Raw genomic sequence first — 15358 nt, forward strand, 5'->3', positions numbered from 1 at the left:
CGACGATAAGGGTGTGAGCGCCGAACCGGATGGCACCGACGCTCCGCGGGCACTGCTGGCGCTGTACGACGAGGCGCTGCCGGTTGTGTACGGATACTTCGTCCGGCGCTGCGGTGACCGTGGAACCGCCGAAGACCTGACGTCGGAAACGTTTCTGGCGGCGATGGATGCCGCCCGGAAGACGGCTCCACCCCCGATGAGCGTGCCGTGGCTGATCGGGGTGGCGCGTCACAAGCTGGCCGACCACTACCGGCGCCGCCACGACCGGTTCAGCATCCCCGTCGCCGACCTGCCCGAGCCCGCAGAGGCGGCCGACGACTGGGATGAGGAGCTCGACCGCATCGTCGCCGAAAGTGTGTTGGCCAAGCTGCCCGAGCAGCATCGGACGGTCCTGGCGCTGCGCTACATGGACGACTGCTCGGTGCCCGAGTGCGCCGAGCTGATCGGCCGAACGGTGCACGCCACCGAGGCGCTGCTGGTGCGGGCCCGCAAAGCGTTTCGAGCTCACTACCCCGAACCGGAAGGAGGGCGGTCGTGAACAACAGCCACGATCCGCTGGCCGTGCTGCACGGCGACGAGCTTCCGGTAGCACCCGATCCCGCGTTCGCCGCCCGGTTGCGCGCACGCCTGGAAACAGCATTGTCACTGCCCAATCGGACACAAGGAGTTCAAATGAGTGGCACCGATACCGCGATCGCCGAACTCACCGAACCGTCGGTCGCGACGTCCGTCGTCCCCCGCAGCGCCGCGCTGCCATACCTGACCGTCAGCCCGGCGCGCGACGCGATCGCCTGGTACGTCGATGCGTTCGGGGCGAGGGTGGTCGGCGATCCGATCGTGATGGACGACGGCCGCATCGGCCACGCCGAGCTGGCGATTTCGGGCGGCGTGTTGTACCTGGCCGACGAGTATCCCGAGCTCGGCCTCAAATCACCTGCCCCGCAGGCTACTTCGGTGTCCCTGATGCTCGAGGTCGCCGATACCGACCGTGTGCTGGCCCGGGCCAGGGACCGCGGCGCGACGGTGCAGCAGGAGGTCGGTGAGGCGCACGGTACGCGCAGCGCGACCATCGTCGACCCGTTCGGCCACCGCTGGATGCTCAGCGGGCCGTTGACCGGCTCGGCGGTGCCGATTCAGCACGGCGACGTCGGCTACGTCTCGGTGTGGGTGCCCGATGCCGAGCGTGCCGCGGCGTTCTACGGCCACGTTCTCGGCTGGAGCTACGATCCGGCGACCCACCAGGTGACCAACACCGATCAGCCGATCGGCATCTACAGCGTCGAGAGTGCGCAGGGAATGCTGTGCTGCTACGCGGTCACCGACCTCGACGGCGCACGGCAGTCCATCATCGACGGCGGCGGCGTGGTCGGCCAGACCCAGGAGTTCGACTTCGGCACCGTTCTCGATGCCACCGATCCCGCCGGTACTGCGTTCGCGGTGTTCCATCCGGCACCCGGCACGCCCCGGCCGGCGCTCAACGGCACTGGGCCGGGCGAACTTTCGTACATCACCTATCAGGTCCCGGATTCCGCCGCGTTCAAGGCGTTCTACGGCAGGTTCCTGTTCTGGACGTTCGAGCCGGGCCGCGTCGACGACGGCTGGGGGGTGCGCGAAACCCATCCGATGGCGGGGTGCGCCGGCGGCAGCACCGAGGCGGTGACCGTCCCGATGTGGACCGTCGCCGACATCGACGCCGCGGTGGCGCGGGTGCGTGAAGCGGGGGGCACCGTCATCGAGGAGCCGTCGCAGCAGTCGTACGGGCGTTCGGCGCTGTGCACGGACGACCAGGGCACCCGCTTCTACCTCGGCGAACTATAGCGATTTCGGTGTAGTTGGTTGCGGTCACAGCGACTAACTACACCGAAATCACTCAGCCGAGGACGTCGGCGATGGGTGCGCCCGCCGCGATCTTGGCGCGCACCTTCATGACCTTGCCGGGCATGCCGCCGCCGACCACCCCGACGACCACGCCGTCGCGTTCGTAGAAGGCCAGGAACTTGCGGCCGTCGTCCTCGACGACGTGCACCGTGTCGTCGGCGTGCGGTTCGCCGAGGCACTGGATCTTGACGTCGTACTGATCGCTCCAGAAGTACGGCACCGAGACCGCGGTCGGCGGCTCCTGCCCGAGCATCGTGGGCACCAGGACCCGGGCCTGATCGGCGACGTTGCTCCAATGCTCCACGCGCACTTGATGTCCCGTTTCGTGCCGCCAGGAAGCGACGTCGCCGATCGCCCAGACGTGCGGCGCGCTCGCGCGGCCGCGGTTGTCGCAGACGACGCCGTTGTCGACCTCGATGCCGCTGCCCTCCAGCCAGCCGGTGGCAGGGTGAGAGCCGATACCGACGACCACCAGGTCGGCCTCGAGAGCGGTGTCGTCGCTGAGCACGACCGTCTCGACGCGACCGGCGCCGCGCACCTCTGCGACCCCGATGCCGCAGCGCACGTCCACGCCCTCGGCGCGGTGCACCCTGGCCACCAGCTCACCGATCTGCTCACCGAGCACCGACGCCAGCGGCGCCGGCTGCGGCTCCACCAGGGTCACCTCGACGCCGAGCTTGCGCAGGCTCGCAGCCACCTCACAGCCGATGAACCCGGCACCGACGACGACAGCGCGCCGGGCCGAGCCGGCCTCCTTCCGCAGCGCCACGCTCTCGTCGTAGTTGCGCAGTACGTGGATGCCCTCGAGATCGGGGAACGACGGAATGCGTTTGGGTACCAGCCCGGTAGCGATGATGAGCTCGTCGTAGCCGAGCTCGCTGCCGTCGGCGAGGCTCAGTGTCTGCGTAGCCGTGTCGACCGACCGTGCGCCGCTGCCGAGCCGCACGGTGATGTCGTTCTCCTCGTAGAACTCCGCGGGCTTGAGCGTGACGTCGTCGGTCTCGGAACGCAACACTTCCTTCGACAGTGGCGGGCGGTCGTACGGCAGATGGTCCTCGTTGCTGACGATCGTGACCGGTCCGGTGTACTCGGATCGACGCAACTGCTCGGCCGTGCGGGCCGCGGCCAGTCCGCCACCGACGATGACGATGCCCCCTGATGTGGTCATGGGCAGTTCTTACACGATGCCTGCGGCGATTTGTCTGCCACCCCGGCCGAATCCTACGGCCCGGACATCAGCCGTGACCGCGGTCGATGATGTTCGTCAGCACCACGATGCTCTCGCTGCGCTCCACCTCGGCGGCCGAACGGATGCGCTCCAGCGCCTTCTCTAGGTGGGCCATGTCGCGAGCCACCACGTGCAGGATCGCGTCGGCCGTACCGGTGACGGTTGCCGCGCTGATGACCTCGGGAATGTCAATCCACGCCGCCCGCAACCGGTCTGGGGCGATGGTGCCGTGACGAAACACCTGCACGTACGCCTCGGTGGTCCAGCCCAGCGCGCTGCGGTCGACGACGGTGGTGAAGCCGCGGATCACGCCGTTGTCGAGCATGCGGTCGATCCGCCGCTTCACCGCGGGCGCGGAGAGGTTGACCCGCTCTCCGATGTCGGCGTAGGTCGCGCGGGCATCGTTGGTCAGCGCGGCGAGGATCTGCTCGTCGGTGTCGTCGAGACGATCCATGTCCACCTCCGCACAATGAATCGCTGTGTCACCGGACCCTACACAACAAAACGCTGGTAGACACGCAATAAACGACGATTGATTGCGCCATCAGCGCGTCTTACCGTTTGTTCATGACGCTCGATACCGCTCCCGTCATGTTCGGACCTCGCGGTCCACAGCGGGACGCAGGGATGACCGCCACCGAAGCGGCGATCACGCTCGACCACCGCTATGTGGCACACAACTATTCGCCGCTGCCGGTAGTCGCCGCCAGCGCCGACGGCGCGTGGATCACCGACGTCGAGGGCCGTCGGTACCTGGACTGTCTGGCCGCGTATTCGGCGGTGAACTTCGGGCACCGGAACCCGGAGATCACCGCCGTCGCGCACGCCCAGTTGGACACCGTGACATTGGTCAGCCGCGCCTATCACTCCGACCGGCTCGGCTCTTTTTGCGCGGCATTGGCCGAGCTCTGCGGTAAAGACATGGTGTTGCCGATGAACAGTGGCGCCGAGGCGGTGGAGAGCGGCCTGAAGGTCGCCCGCAAATGGGGCACCGACGTCAAGGGCGTGGCGACCGACGCGGCCAACATCGTGGTGGCGCACAACAACTTTCATGGCCGCACCACGACCATAATCAGTTTCTCCGACGACGAGACCGCCCGCCGGGGCTTCGGCCCCTACACGCCCGGGTTCCGGTCCGCACCATTCGGTGATGCCGACGCGTTCGCCGACGCGATCGACGAGAACACCGTCGCTGTGCTGATCGAACCGATTCAGGGCGAAGCCGGAATCGTGGTTCCGCCTGACGACTTCCTGCCGCGGCTTCGGTCACTGTGCACCGAGCGCAACGTGCTGATGATCGCCGACGAGATCCAGTCCGGTCTGGCCCGAACCGGCCGGACGTTCGCGTGCGAGCACTGGGGCGTCGTGCCGGATGTCTACCTGCTCGGTAAGGCGCTCGGCGGCGGCGTGGTGCCGTTGTCGGCTGTGGTGGCAGACGCCGACGTGCTCGGCGTGCTGCATCCCGGTGAGCACGGTTCGACGTTCGGGGGCAACCCGCTGGCCGCGGCAATCGGCTCGACCGTGGTGGCGATGTTGCGAGGCGGCGAATTCCAATGCCGCTCCACCGAACTCGGCGAGCATCTACACCGAAGGCTGAGTGAGCTGATCGGCCACGGCGTCGTCGCGGTCCGCGGCAAAGGGCTGTGGGCCGGCGTCGACATCGACCCCGCGTCGGGTCGCGCCAAGAACGTGACATTGCGCATGGCCCGCCGCGGGGTCCTGGTCAAGGACACCCACGGCTCGACGCTGCGATTCGGTCCGCCATTGGTGATCACCGTCGACGAAATCGACTGGGCCGTCGACCAGTTCGCCGCCGCACTGGCGGAATGAGGTAGGGGCTTTTCATGGCGTGAGCAGACGCGAAGTGTTCGGAAATACCCCCGAAAAGGAGCAATTTGCGTCTGCTCGCGAGTGAAAGGTCAGTGCTTCATGGCGCCGCGGTCGACGGCGATCTGGCTGCCCGACAGCGTCTTGGAGCCGTCACCGGCCAGCCATGCAACGACGTCGGCGACTTCCTCCGGCTCCATGAAGCCCTGCAGACCTTTGCTCTCCTCGTCCAACGGCTGGTACGGCATCGGCGAGAAGCTGTGCAGGTAGCTGGGGTACTTGGCGAAGATCGCCATCATCGCGTCTTTCTCCACCATCGGCGTCTCGATCGAGTACGGATGGATCGAGTTCACCCGGATCCCGAATTCACCGGCCTCGATCGCAAGGGCGTTCGTCAACGCGGTCAGCCCGTGCTTGGACGCTCCGTAATGCGCATTGCCGGGCGTGGCCTTCAGCCCGGCCGACGAGCTGACGATGATGATCGATCCGCCGTTGCCCGCAGCGATCATCGCGGGCACCGCCGCGCGCAGGGTGCGCCAGGTGCCGTTGAGGTTCACGTCGATGACGGTGTCCCACTGCTCTTCGGACATCTCCCAGATGCGGCCCCAACTGAGTACACCGGCATTGGCGACCACGATGTCGAGCCTGCCGAACTGCTCGACGCCGTCGGCCACCACCTGCTGCAATGCGGCCAGATCCCTGATGTCGACCTCGCGCGCAAGCACCTTGCGCCCAGTCGCCTCGACGGCGCGCACCGTTTCGGCCAGTTCTTCTGATGTCGCCATCGGATAGGTGATGGTTTCAGATATCGGCGCACAGATGTCGATCGCGATGATGTCGGCGCCCTCTTCGGCCAGCCGGATCGCGTGCGCCCGCCCCTGCCCGCGCGCGGCTCCGGTAATGAAGGCCACTCGGCCTTCCAGAGGTTGCTTCGTCGGCGCCACCGCTGCTCCTTTCGGGATGCTGCGCACAGGCTAACAGCCCAACTGAAACGTGTTCTAGTAGCCGTCCCGTGAGCCGGGACAGCTCAGAGCTCGGCGATGATCTGCTGCCGCTTGGCGGTGTACTCGTCTTCGGAGATCGCGCCGGTGGCACGCAACGTCTCGAGTTCCTGCAGGCGTTGGGCGGTCGACGGCTCGGGCGCCGCGATCGGCGAGGCAGTCGGTGCCGAGGAAGCCGGCGGTGCGGTCGCGGCCGGCGCCTGCTGGGCGGCTACTCGTCGCACGACCGCCTGAACTTGTTGTCGTGCAGCGGGATTGGATCGCAGGTCGACCATGTTGTTCAGGCCGATGTTGTGCGCCTTGAGGATCTGCAGGATCTCCATCAGCGCAGCGGTCTGACCGGTCAGGTCGTACGTCCGGTTGTCCTCGGCGATGGTGAAGTTGGCGGGCATCAGCCCGCTGACCAAACCGCTTCGCTCCCAGTCGATCTGATACTCGTTGGTCGTCGGGTCCACCAGTGCGACCAGTTTGCGGTTGGTGATCATCGGCAGCCTGGTGATCGAGGCGAGCACTCGGTCCTGGCTGGCGAACGGCGCGATACCGGGCCCGGAGATCTGCAGGTCGAGTTTCACCAATGGCTGTTCGTTGATCCGCGTGCCCGTTTCGTGAATGCCGGTGACCTGAGCCAGCGCGAGCACCCCGGTCTGCTCGAGCGCGGCAGTCTTGGCGGCTGACCTAGCGCCCGCGGCAGTGATCGCCAACGCGATCAGCACGTCGACGGCGGTGATCAGCAGGCCTGCCCAGAACATCCACTTCATCAGCGGATCGCCGCCCGTCGCGAAGTAGATCACCAGGAAGATCGGCCCGACGATGCCGCACAGCAACACGAACGCCTGGACCTTGATGTAACGCCACAACATCTGCCTGCCACGCTCCCGTCGTCCGCGACTGCGTGTCAGATTATCGCCAAACCGCCGTCGGCGAGGTTACACAAGCTTTGGAGCGGCTGACGATCACTCGGACGGGGCCGTTGCGTGCAGAGGCGTCGTCGCACCCAGCGGTGCGATCGGAAGCGCCTCGGGTGCCTCGGTCGCAGTCGCGGGTCCGACGAGTTGATACAGCGGCTTCGTCCACCGGTACCCACCGGCGGCCGTCGTGTAGCTGGTGTGGATGACGGTCGACACCTTCGACACTTCCTCGGCGTCCGGATCGTAGTCGCAGACCGCGTCGCCGAGTTCGCACACGCTGATAGTGCGCGCGCCGATGGCGGGTGGCAGCGGTTGCGGAGCGTGGGCCAGAATCGGCCAATCCTGCGCAACGCCCTTCCCGGCGCCCGGAACACTGGTGACCGAGCCGATGTTGATGGTCGGGTCGGCGGGCAGCCGGTCGCCGTCGGCGATCAGTAACGCGGCAACCATATTCGGGTTCGTACCGGCCGTGTGCAGGTTGCGGTGTACCACCATCGCCCCCTGCGAGTACCCGGCGAGCACCACCTTGGACTCCGGGCAGCGCTGGGTAAACGCCGTGTACTGCGAGCCGAGCGCCGCGGCGCCGGCGTCCACACTGCTCATGAAGCCCATCCACTCCCCGACGCCGCCATCGTCATCGGGCACCGCGACGGCGGGATACTCGACGGCCTCGGCCGTCATCGTGCGCCCATCGCGCTGCACCAGCTGGCGCAGATCGAGGTAGGACTGATAGATGTCGTCGCCCATTCCGGCGTTCGCGGTCAGGTCGCCGTCACGCTGACCCGAGCCCGCCGCGCCGAACCAGTGCACGTCGGGACAGCCCGGAGCGGCTTGTGCCTGCCCTGCGGAGAGGCCGGCGAACGCGGCACCGGCGATCGCGGCCGCGCTGGCGAGCGTAGTGAGACGACGAAGCATGAACCCAACCCTTCCGCGCCCCGACCAGGGCAGTCGGAAAATACATCGTCACAGTCGTCTCAGCCGTTACACCGCACCTCGCGAGGCGCCCAACCGGAGGTGAGCGCCGCTAGCCGGCTGACAAGACGCAAAATGCCCCGAAACCTGTCGGTTTCGGGGCATTTTCCGTCTGCTCGCGCAGAGACTAGATCACTTGATGATCTTGGTGACCCGGCCGGCGCCGACGGTACGGCCGCCCTCGCGGATCGCGAAGCGCAGACCCTCATCCATGGCGACGGGCTGGATCAGCTTCACCGAGATGTCGGTGTTGTCACCAGGCATCACCATTTCGGTGCCCTCCGGCAGCGTCACCACACCGGTCACGTCGGTGGTGCGGAAGTAGAACTGCGGACGGTAGTTGTTGAAGAACGGCGTGTGCCGGCCACCCTCGTCCTTGGACAGGATGTAGACCTGGCCCTCGAACTCGGTGTGCGGCGTGGTGGTGCCGGGCTTCACGACGACCTGGCCGCGCTCGACGTCCTCACGCTTGATGCCGCGCAGCAGCAGACCGACGTTGTCACCGGCCTGACCCTGATCGAGCAGCTTGCGGAACATCTCGACACCGGTGACCGTGGTCTTGGTGGTGTCCGGACGGATGCCGACGATCTCGACTTCCTCGTTCACGTTGATCACGCCACGCTCGACGCGACCGGTGACCACGGTGCCGCGGCCGGTGATCGTGAAGACGTCCTCGACGGGCATCAGGAACGGCTTGTCGGTCTCGCGGACGGGATCCGGGATCGACTCGTCGACGGCCTCCATGAGCTCCTCGACCGACTTGACCCACTTCTCGTCGCCCTCGAGCGCCTTGAGCGCCGACACGCGGATGACCGGGGCGTCCTCGTCGAACTCCTGGGCGGCCAGCAGTTCGCGGACCTCCATCTCGACGAGCTCGATGAGCTCCTCGTCGTCGACCGCGTCGGCCTTGTTCAGCGCGACCAGGATGTAGGGCACGCCGACCTGGCGGGCGAGCAGCACGTGCTCACGCGTCTGCGGCATCGGGCCGTCGGTCGCCGCGACCACCAGGATCGCGCCGTCCATCTGGGCGGCACCGGTGATCATGTTCTTGATGTAGTCGGCGTGACCGGGGGCGTCGACGTGCGCGTAGTGACGCTTGTCGGTCTGGTACTCCACGTGGGAGATGTTGATCGTGATGCCGCGCTGACGCTCCTCAGGCGCATTGTCGATCTGGTCGAATGCGCGCGACTCGTTCAACTCGGGGAACTTGTCGTGCAGCACCTTGGTGATTGCTGCGGTCAGCGTCGTCTTGCCGTGGTCAACGTGACCGATGGTCCCGATGTTGACGTGCGGCTTCGTCCGCTCGAACTTCGCCTTCGCCACTGTGTGGTCCTCCTGGACTGTGTTGGTGCTTGTCTAAAGCAGTGTTGATCTTTGCAGTTGTTTCTCGCCGCGGTAACGACGGGTCCGATTAATGACCCGTCGCCTTCGCGATGCTCATTGCTCGACTCCGGGTCAGCTCCGATCCTCGGGCCTGGCGGCCCTCGATTCTCACTGCCCCGTCGCCTTCGCGATGATCTCCTTCGACACGGCCGCCGGAACTTCTGCGTACGAGTCGAACACCATGGAGTAGTTCGCCCGGCCCTGGGTCTTCGACCGAAGGTCTCCGACATAGCCGAACATCTCCGACAGCGGCACCTGCGCCTTGACGACGCGGGCACCGGATCGCTCCTCCATGGCCTGGATCTGACCACGGCGGGAGTTCAGGTCGCCGATCACGTCACCCATGTAGTCCTCGGGTGTGGTCACTTCGACCGCCATGATCGGCTCGAGGATCACCGGCTGCGCAGCCTGTGCCGCTTTCTTGAGCACCTGCGAACCTGCGACCTTGAAGGCCATTTCCGACGAGTCCACCTCGTGGTACGCACCGTCGAGCAGCGTCACCTTGAGGTTGACCAGTGGGTAGCCGGCTAGCACGCCGTACTGCATGGCGTCCTGAGCGCCGGCGTCCACCGACGGGATGTATTCGCGAGGGATCCGGCCGCCGGTGACCTTGTTCTCGAACTCGTAGGTCGCCCCGTCCTCGCCGGTGAACGGCTCGAGGTCGATGAGCACCTTGGCGAACTGGCCCGAGCCACCCGTCTGCTTCTTATGGGTGAACTCGACCTTCTCGACCTTGCGCTTGATCGTCTCGCGGTAGGCGACCTGCGGCTTGCCGACGTTGGCCTCGACCTTGAACTCGCGCTTCATCCGGTCGACGAGGATGTCGAGGTGAAGCTCGCCCATACCGCCGATGACGGTCTGGCCGGTCTCCTGATCCAGGTGGACCTTGAACGTCGGGTCCTCCTCGGCGAGCTTCTGAATCGCGGTGCCGAGCTTCTCCTGGTCGCTCTTGGTCTTGGGCTCGATGGCCACCTCGATCACCGGATCGGGGAAGGTCATCGACTCCAGCACGATCTGCTCGTTCGCGTCGGACAACGTGTCACCGGTGGTGGTGTCCTTGAGCCCGATGACCGCGTAGATGTGGCCTGCCGAGGCACGCTCGACGGGGTTCTCCTTGTTGGCGTGCATCTGGAACAGCTTGCCCAGCCGCTCCTTCTTGCCCTTGGTCGAGTTGATGACCTGTGAACCGGACTCGACGGTGCCGGAGTAAACGCGAACATAGGTCAGCTTGCCGAAGAACGGGTGCACCGCGATCTTGAACGCCAGCGCCGAGAACGGCTCGTCGACCGACGGCTTGCGGCTGATGACCTCGTCCTCTTTGCCGGGCACATGACCCTGCACGGACTCCACGTCCAGCGGCGACGGCAGGTAGTCGATGACCGCGTCCAGCATGGGCTGCACGCCCTTGTTCTTGAACGCGCTGCCACACAGCACCGGGTACAGCTCGGAATTGACCGTCAGCTTGCGGATCGCGGCCTTGATCTCGGCGACCGTGAGTTCCTCACCGCCGACGTACTTCTCCAGCAGCTCCTCGTCGGTCTCGGCGACCGCCTCGAGCAGCTTGGTCCGGTACTCCTCGGCCTTCTCGGCGAGCTCGGCCGGGATGTCCTCGACCTCGTACTTCTCGCCGAGCGCGGTCTCGCCGCGCCACACCTTGGCCTTCATCTCGACCAAGTCGACGACGCCGATGAAGTCATTCTCGGCACCGATGGGCAGCTGGATGACCAGCGGGGTGGCACCGAGCCGCTCCTCGATGGTGCGCACGGTGAAGTAGAAGTCGGCGCCCAGCTTGTCCATCTTGTTGACGAAGCAGATGCGCGGAACGTCGTACTTGTCGGCCTGCCGCCAGACCTGCTCGGACTGTGGCTCCACGCCTTCCTTGCCGTCGAACACCGCGACGGCGCCGTCGAGCACGCGCAGGCTGCGCTCCACCTCGACGGTGAAGTCGACGTGGCCCGGGGTGTCGATGATGTTGATCTGGTTGTCGTTCCAGAAGCAGGTGACGGCCGCGGAGGTGATCGTGATGCCCCGCTCCTGCTCCTGCTCCATCCAGTCGGTGGTCGAAGCGCCGTCGTGGGTCTCACCGATCTTGTAGTTGACGCCGGTGTAGTACAGGATGCGCTCGGTCGTCGTGGTCTTGCCGGCATCGATGTGCGCCATGATGCCGATGTTGCGGACCTTGTTCAGGTCGGTAAGCACGTCCTTCTGTGCCACAGAAGTCTTCTCTTTCGCTTGGTAGTTGCTTCGGGTCTGTCGACCGCGGCGCCGCGCCTTATGTCGTCGCTTCGCGACTCCGGCACGCCGGCGGTGAAATCACCAGCGGTAGTGCGCGAACGCGCGGTTTGCCTCGGCCATCTTGTGGGTGTCCTCACGCCGCTTGACGGCGGCACCCAGGCCGTTGCTGGCGTCGAGAATCTCGTTCGCCAGGCGCTCGATCATGGTCTTCTCGCGGCGCTGCTTGGAGAAGCTGACCAGCCAGCGCAACGCGAGCGTCACCGAACGGTCCGGCCGCACCTCGACGGGAACCTGGTAGGTGGCGCCGCCGACGCGGCGGCTGCGAACCTCGAGCGCCGGCTTGACGTTGTCCATGGCCCGCTTGAGGGTGACCACCGGATCGGTGCCGGTCTTGTCGCGGGCCTGTTCGAGCGCACCATAGACAATGCGCTCGGCCAGCGATTTCTTCCCGTCCAGAAGAACCTTGTTGACCAGTTGGCTGACCAGCTGCGACCCGTACACCGGATCGTTGACCAACGGACGCTTGGGCGCGGGTCCCTTGCGCGGCATCAGCTCTTCTCCTTCTTCGCGCCGTAGCGGCTACGAGCCTGCTTGCGGTTCTTCACGCCCTGGGTGTCCAGCGAGCCGCGGATGATCTTGTAGCGCACACCCGGCAGGTCCTTCACACGACCGCCGCGCACCAGCACCATCGAATGCTCCTGCAGGTTGTGGCCCTCGCCCGGGATGTAGGCGGTGACCTCGACCGCGCTGGTCAGCTTGACGCGCGCAACCTTGCGAAGTGCCGAGTTCGGCTTCTTCGGCGTGGTGGTGTACACGCGGGTGCACACTCCGCGACGCTGCGGGCTGCCCTTGAGGGCCGCGGTCTTCACCTTGGCGATCTTGTCGCGGCGACCCTTGCGGACCAGCTGCTGGATGGTTGGCATCTACCGGCTTTCTGTGTTGCTGCTCTGAAGTTCTGGTCAAGTCTGGAGTACTGCACTTTTATCCCGGTCACGTACCCCGCGATCGGGTGTGTCGCACACGCCCGCCCGACACAATCGAAGGCATTGCCTCAATTCTCAGGGCATGGCGACATGCGAATTGGCCCGGCGTGCAGGCACGCTTCGCAGGTCCTGTTGACGACCGCACCTGCAATGCGCCTTATCTGCCAGGCACGATCGTCCACAATACCAGCACGGGGGCAGCGCTCCAAACCCGTTGGCCGCGCACTAACCGCAGGTCAGGTTACCTTCATGCCGACGGCTGCTTGTGCGTCTACCGACGCTCCATGCCGGACGCCAACCGCATCACCATGTCGCTGTACACCGCGTCGGTGTCGATGCCGTCCATCGCTCCGGTCATCTCCAGCAGCACGAACCCGTGCATGGCCGACCAGAACTCCAGCGCCGCATAGAACGCGTTCTCGCCTTCGAGCCCATAGGACGCCAGCACCGCGATGACCGGTGCGGCCGCCGCCCTGGTGGCCTCGGTGAACTCGGGGTCGTCGCCACCCAACGGCATCCGGGTGAAGGCTGAATAGCGACCCGGGTGGTGATGGGCGTAGCTGCGATAGGCGCTGGCCATCGCCGTCACCGCGTCGTCGCGGGTGCGGCCCTCGCCCACGTTGGTGAGCATGCCGATGATGTCGCCGACGACGCGCATCCGCACCGTTCTGCGCAGGTCCTCGAGGCTGTCCACGTGGTTGTACAGCGACGGGCCCTTGGTTCCGAGCTGGGTGGCGAGCGCGTTGATGGTCAACGCGTCCCAGCCTTCGCGGTCCAGGAACGTGAGCGCGGCGTTGACGATCGAGTCGCGACTGAGTCGAGGCGATCGCCTGGTCGGCGTGCCCGAGGGCTGTGCCATGCGCGCGTCGCCCCCTGCCGTTTCGTCGGTTCCCGGTTGTCCCGGAGAAGAAAACTAACACCTCTAGTTTCCTCCAACTCAGTTGACGCGCTCCTGACTGAGCTCGGCGAGTTGCTCGGTGATCGAGCACAGATCGGGCAGCGTCGCCGGATTCATCGTCTGGATCGACCAGGTGATGACGTCGCCGCCCTTGGCCACGTAGAAGCTGCACGCGTTCCCGTCGAACGCCTTGAACCCCTTGTTGCCGTCGACCGACAGTTCGGTGAGCGTGCGGCCGGCGTGTTGTTCCAGCGACCGCTCGGTGTCCATGTCGCTGCCGCGGTACCACCAGGTCGAGATGCCCATGCCGGCGCCGACCGTGCCGAACACCGTGTTCTCCTGCCAGAAACAGCCCGCGTCGCTGACGACGGCCCTGGTGAACTGCGCGGAGCCGGCGGCCGTGGCGATGTCGACGTCGGTGATGCCGTTGCAGTCGACGCTTCGGAAACCGCTGTCGACGGCGGTCGGCGACGCGGTCGGGGGCGCCTCGTCGGATGAGCCGCAGGCCGTGAGCAGCGCCGCCGAGGCGGCCAGCGCGGCGATTCCGCGGTGGACGGCCACTGTCACATCTCCGACTTCAGGGTGGCCGAGAGGAGTCTTTCCGCGTCTGCGCACGGGTCGCCGACGGACTGGTCGCGCCGCTGCACCCACCAACTCAACACCCCGCTGCCGGCCGCGGCAGTGGCCGAGCAGGCGGCGCCGGTGATGTCCCGCCGCGCCATGAACGCCTGATGACGTTCCACCACGGTCTCGGCGACCTTTGCGCCCCGCTTGGTGGCCAGCTCGCGTTCGCGGTCGAGGCTGCCGGTCTGGAACCAGGAGAATGTGGCGTCGATCGTCGCGTCGCCACTGAACAACACGTACTGGCAGACCGCGCCGCTGTAAGGCCGCATGACACGATCGGCGCCCAGGATGTCGCGAACGGTGTCGTCGTCGAGCAGAGCGCATCGGTCGTTGGCGTAGCCGTAGTCGCGCTCGGCATCGGGTCCGTCGGGATGAGCCCGCTGCGCGCGTCCGTCGACGGTCTCAGCACATCCTGCCACCGTCACCACCGCTACGATCGCCGCGACAGCAATCGAACCGACCCGCCAACGCATCGCCGCTCACGCTACCCAGCGCCGGCGTTCATGGCGACTCGGGCGAACCATGCCAAGACCGGCACCGGGCAACGTACGCTCTCCCCCATGATGTGGACTGTTGTCGCCCGGGCACTTACGGCATCCGCCATCGTGTTTCCGCTGATCCTCACCGCTCCCGGCGCGTATGCGCAACCGGTGGTCTGCAACCCGTTGGCGCGTAACTGCGCCGACACCGGTGTCGTGGGCGCCCACCGGGGGACTGACACCCACATCACGGGTATCGGCCTCGTCGAGACGATCGACTGCAACAACTCCACGCTGCTCGTCAACGGCACGGGTAATCAGATCACCGCGCTGGGCACCTGCTGGGGGGTGACGGTGCAGGGCAGCGGCCACGTCGTCGTAGCCGACAACGTCATCAACGACGTGACGGTCTACGGCTGGGACCAGACCGTGCTGTACAAGAACGGTGCGCCGGTGGTCTTGGACCGCGGACGCGAACTGGGCATGACCAACCACATCAATCGGGTACCCGCATGAGCATGCGCTCGCATTCCCCGTCCCGTTCCATCGCCGCAACGGTTGCCGCGGGCGCCGCGGCGGCCGCGCTGCTGTTCGCCGGCTGCGGATCCGAGAGCAGCGACACCAACAGGCCGACCGCGACGGCGGGGTCGTCGGGCGCCCAGGTCGAGATCGGCAACACCATCAACTACGGCTCCTTCGGCACGACGGCCGACATCGACTGCGCCGACGGCAAATCCCTCAACATCGGCGGGTCCAACAACACGTTGACCGTCAAGGGCACCTGTTCCAACGTGAACATCGGCGGTGCGGACAACAAGGTCAACTTCGAAAAGGTCGACAAGGAGATCAGCGTCGTCGGCCTGAACAACACCGTGACGTATCAGGACGGTGATCCGAAGATCAACGACACCGGCACCAACAACAAGATCACCAAAGCCTGAC

17 protein-coding genes are annotated in these 15358 nt (G+C 66.1%); 5 read left to right on the forward strand and 12 right to left on the reverse strand.

The genetic code is table 11. The features are described from left to right. The first annotated feature begins 13 nt into the window (after positions 1-13). Both AU188_RS19720 and AU188_RS19725 read left to right on the forward strand, forming a co-directional pair. Positions 14-538 (forward strand): RNA polymerase sigma factor, encoded by a 525-nt coding sequence (locus AU188_RS19720; protein ID WP_059165176.1) that lies wholly within the window; start codon positions 14-16, stop codon positions 536-538. Then, positions 535-1818, forward strand: coding sequence for a VOC family protein (locus AU188_RS19725; RefSeq protein WP_059165177.1), 1284 nt, complete (start codon positions 535-537; stop codon positions 1816-1818). The genes AU188_RS19720 and AU188_RS19725 overlap by 4 nt, the downstream gene beginning before the upstream one ends. A 52-nt stretch (positions 1819-1870) precedes the next feature. Here AU188_RS19725 and AU188_RS19730 read toward each other — a convergent pair whose 3' ends face one another. Together AU188_RS19730 and AU188_RS19735 are read right to left on the reverse strand one after the other, a co-directional pair. Beyond that, entirely contained in the window at positions 1871-3046 is a 1176-nt protein-coding gene (locus AU188_RS19730) for an NAD(P)/FAD-dependent oxidoreductase (RefSeq protein WP_059165178.1), read from the reverse strand. A gap of 67 nt (positions 3047-3113) precedes the next feature. After that, the gene (locus AU188_RS19735) at positions 3114-3560 is read right to left on the reverse strand and encodes an Rv2324 family transcriptional regulator (protein WP_059165275.1); all 447 of its coding nucleotides are present in this window, start codon (positions 3558-3560) and stop codon (positions 3114-3116) included. A 137-nt stretch (positions 3561-3697) separates the two neighbouring features. Between AU188_RS19735 and rocD the strand changes: the two genes are divergently transcribed. Then, positions 3698-4936: an ornithine--oxo-acid transaminase gene (rocD, locus tag AU188_RS19740; RefSeq protein ID WP_059165276.1), complete on the forward strand. Its 1239-nt coding sequence runs from the start codon at positions 3698-3700 to the stop codon at positions 4934-4936. A gap of 89 nt (positions 4937-5025) precedes the next feature. On the opposite strand, the gene AU188_RS19745 is transcribed toward rocD, so the two are convergent. From AU188_RS19745 to AU188_RS19790, 10 genes are all read right to left on the reverse strand, one after another. Continuing rightward, positions 5026-5877 (reverse strand): mycofactocin-coupled SDR family oxidoreductase, encoded by an 852-nt coding sequence (locus AU188_RS19745; protein WP_172799544.1) that lies wholly within the window; start codon positions 5875-5877, stop codon positions 5026-5028. Positions 5878-5960: 83 nt separating this feature from the next. Continuing rightward, positions 5961-6794 carry an SHOCT domain-containing protein gene (locus AU188_RS19750; RefSeq protein ID WP_059165179.1) on the reverse strand — a complete coding sequence of 278 codons (834 nt, stop codon included), beginning with the start codon at positions 6792-6794 and terminating at the stop codon, positions 5961-5963. Positions 6795-6887: 93 nt separating this feature from the next. Beyond that, on the reverse strand, positions 6888-7757 hold the full coding sequence (locus AU188_RS19755) for a cutinase family protein (protein WP_059165180.1): 870 nt from the start codon (positions 7755-7757) through the stop codon (positions 6888-6890). Between the two features lie 189 nt (positions 7758-7946). Beyond that, complete coding sequence (gene tuf, locus AU188_RS19760; RefSeq protein ID WP_059165181.1) at positions 7947-9137, reverse strand: elongation factor Tu; 1191 nt, start codon at positions 9135-9137, stop codon at positions 7947-7949. A gap of 168 nt (positions 9138-9305) precedes the next feature. Next, positions 9306-11411 (reverse strand): elongation factor G, encoded by a 2106-nt coding sequence (fusA, locus tag AU188_RS19765; RefSeq protein WP_082686709.1) that lies wholly within the window; start codon positions 11409-11411, stop codon positions 9306-9308. Between the two features lie 99 nt (positions 11412-11510). After that, a complete protein-coding gene (gene rpsG / locus AU188_RS19770; protein ID WP_059165182.1) occupies positions 11511-11981 on the reverse strand; it encodes a 30S ribosomal protein S7 in 471 nt (156 codons plus the stop codon). Beyond that, complete coding sequence (gene rpsL / locus AU188_RS19775; RefSeq protein WP_014209181.1) at positions 11981-12355, reverse strand: 30S ribosomal protein S12; 375 nt, start codon at positions 12353-12355, stop codon at positions 11981-11983. The genes rpsG and rpsL overlap by 1 nt, the downstream gene beginning before the upstream one ends. Before the next feature lie 331 nt (positions 12356-12686). Next, positions 12687-13274 carry a TetR/AcrR family transcriptional regulator gene (locus AU188_RS19780; protein WP_059101329.1) on the reverse strand — a complete coding sequence of 196 codons (588 nt, stop codon included), beginning with the start codon at positions 13272-13274 and terminating at the stop codon, positions 12687-12689. 78 nt (positions 13275-13352) lie between these two features. Then, a complete protein-coding gene (locus tag AU188_RS19785) occupies positions 13353-13874 on the reverse strand; it encodes a DUF3558 domain-containing protein (protein ID WP_059165183.1) in 522 nt (173 codons plus the stop codon). Positions 13875-13876: 2 nt separating this feature from the next. Then, positions 13877-14410 carry a DUF3558 domain-containing protein gene (locus tag AU188_RS19790; protein WP_059165184.1) on the reverse strand — a complete coding sequence of 178 codons (534 nt, stop codon included), beginning with the start codon at positions 14408-14410 and terminating at the stop codon, positions 13877-13879. Positions 14411-14497: 87 nt separating this feature from the next. Here AU188_RS19790 and AU188_RS19795 point away from each other — a divergent pair, with 87 nt between their 5' ends. Together AU188_RS19795 and AU188_RS19800 are read left to right on the forward strand one after the other, a co-directional pair. Next, the gene (locus tag AU188_RS19795; protein ID WP_059165185.1) at positions 14498-14932 is read left to right on the forward strand and encodes a DUF3060 domain-containing protein; all 435 of its coding nucleotides are present in this window, start codon (positions 14498-14500) and stop codon (positions 14930-14932) included. Between the two features lie 2 nt (positions 14933-14934). Beyond that, positions 14935-15357, forward strand: coding sequence for a DUF3060 domain-containing protein (locus tag AU188_RS19800; RefSeq protein WP_059165186.1), 423 nt, complete (start codon positions 14935-14937; stop codon positions 15355-15357). The last annotated feature ends 1 nt before the right edge of the window (position 15358 follow it).

The organism is Mycobacterium sp. IS-3022, assembly GCF_001500065.1.
GTDB lineage: Bacteria > Actinomycetota > Actinomycetes > Mycobacteriales > Mycobacteriaceae > Mycobacterium.

Bases quoted from the DNA above. Each gene is read 5' to 3' on its own strand.
- AU188_RS19730 (WP_059165178.1), bottom strand. From the start codon at position 3,046: ATGACCACATCAGGGGGCATCGTCATCGTCGGTGGCGGACTGGCCGCG.
- AU188_RS19735 (WP_059165275.1), bottom strand. From the start codon at position 3,560: ATGGATCGTCTCGACGACACCGACGAGCAGATCCTCGCCGCGCTGACC.
- rocD (WP_059165276.1), top strand. From the start codon at position 3,698: ATGTTCGGACCTCGCGGTCCACAGCGGGACGCAGGGATGACCGCCACC.
- AU188_RS19750 (WP_059165179.1), bottom strand. From the start codon at position 6,794: ATGTTGTGGCGTTACATCAAGGTCCAGGCGTTCGTGTTGCTGTGCGGC.
- AU188_RS19755 (WP_059165180.1), bottom strand. From the start codon at position 7,757: ATGCTTCGTCGTCTCACTACGCTCGCCAGCGCGGCCGCGATCGCCGGT.
- rpsG (WP_059165182.1), bottom strand. From the start codon at position 11,981: ATGCCGCGCAAGGGACCCGCGCCCAAGCGTCCGTTGGTCAACGATCCG.
- rpsL (WP_014209181.1), bottom strand. From the start codon at position 12,355: ATGCCAACCATCCAGCAGCTGGTCCGCAAGGGTCGCCGCGACAAGATC.
- AU188_RS19780 (WP_059101329.1), bottom strand. From the start codon at position 13,274: ATGGCACAGCCCTCGGGCACGCCGACCAGGCGATCGCCTCGACTCAGT.
- AU188_RS19790 (WP_059165184.1), bottom strand. From the start codon at position 14,410: ATGCGTTGGCGGGTCGGTTCGATTGCTGTCGCGGCGATCGTAGCGGTG.
- AU188_RS19795 (WP_059165185.1), top strand. From the start codon at position 14,498: ATGATGTGGACTGTTGTCGCCCGGGCACTTACGGCATCCGCCATCGTG.
- AU188_RS19800 (WP_059165186.1), top strand. From the start codon at position 14,935: ATGCGCTCGCATTCCCCGTCCCGTTCCATCGCCGCAACGGTTGCCGCG.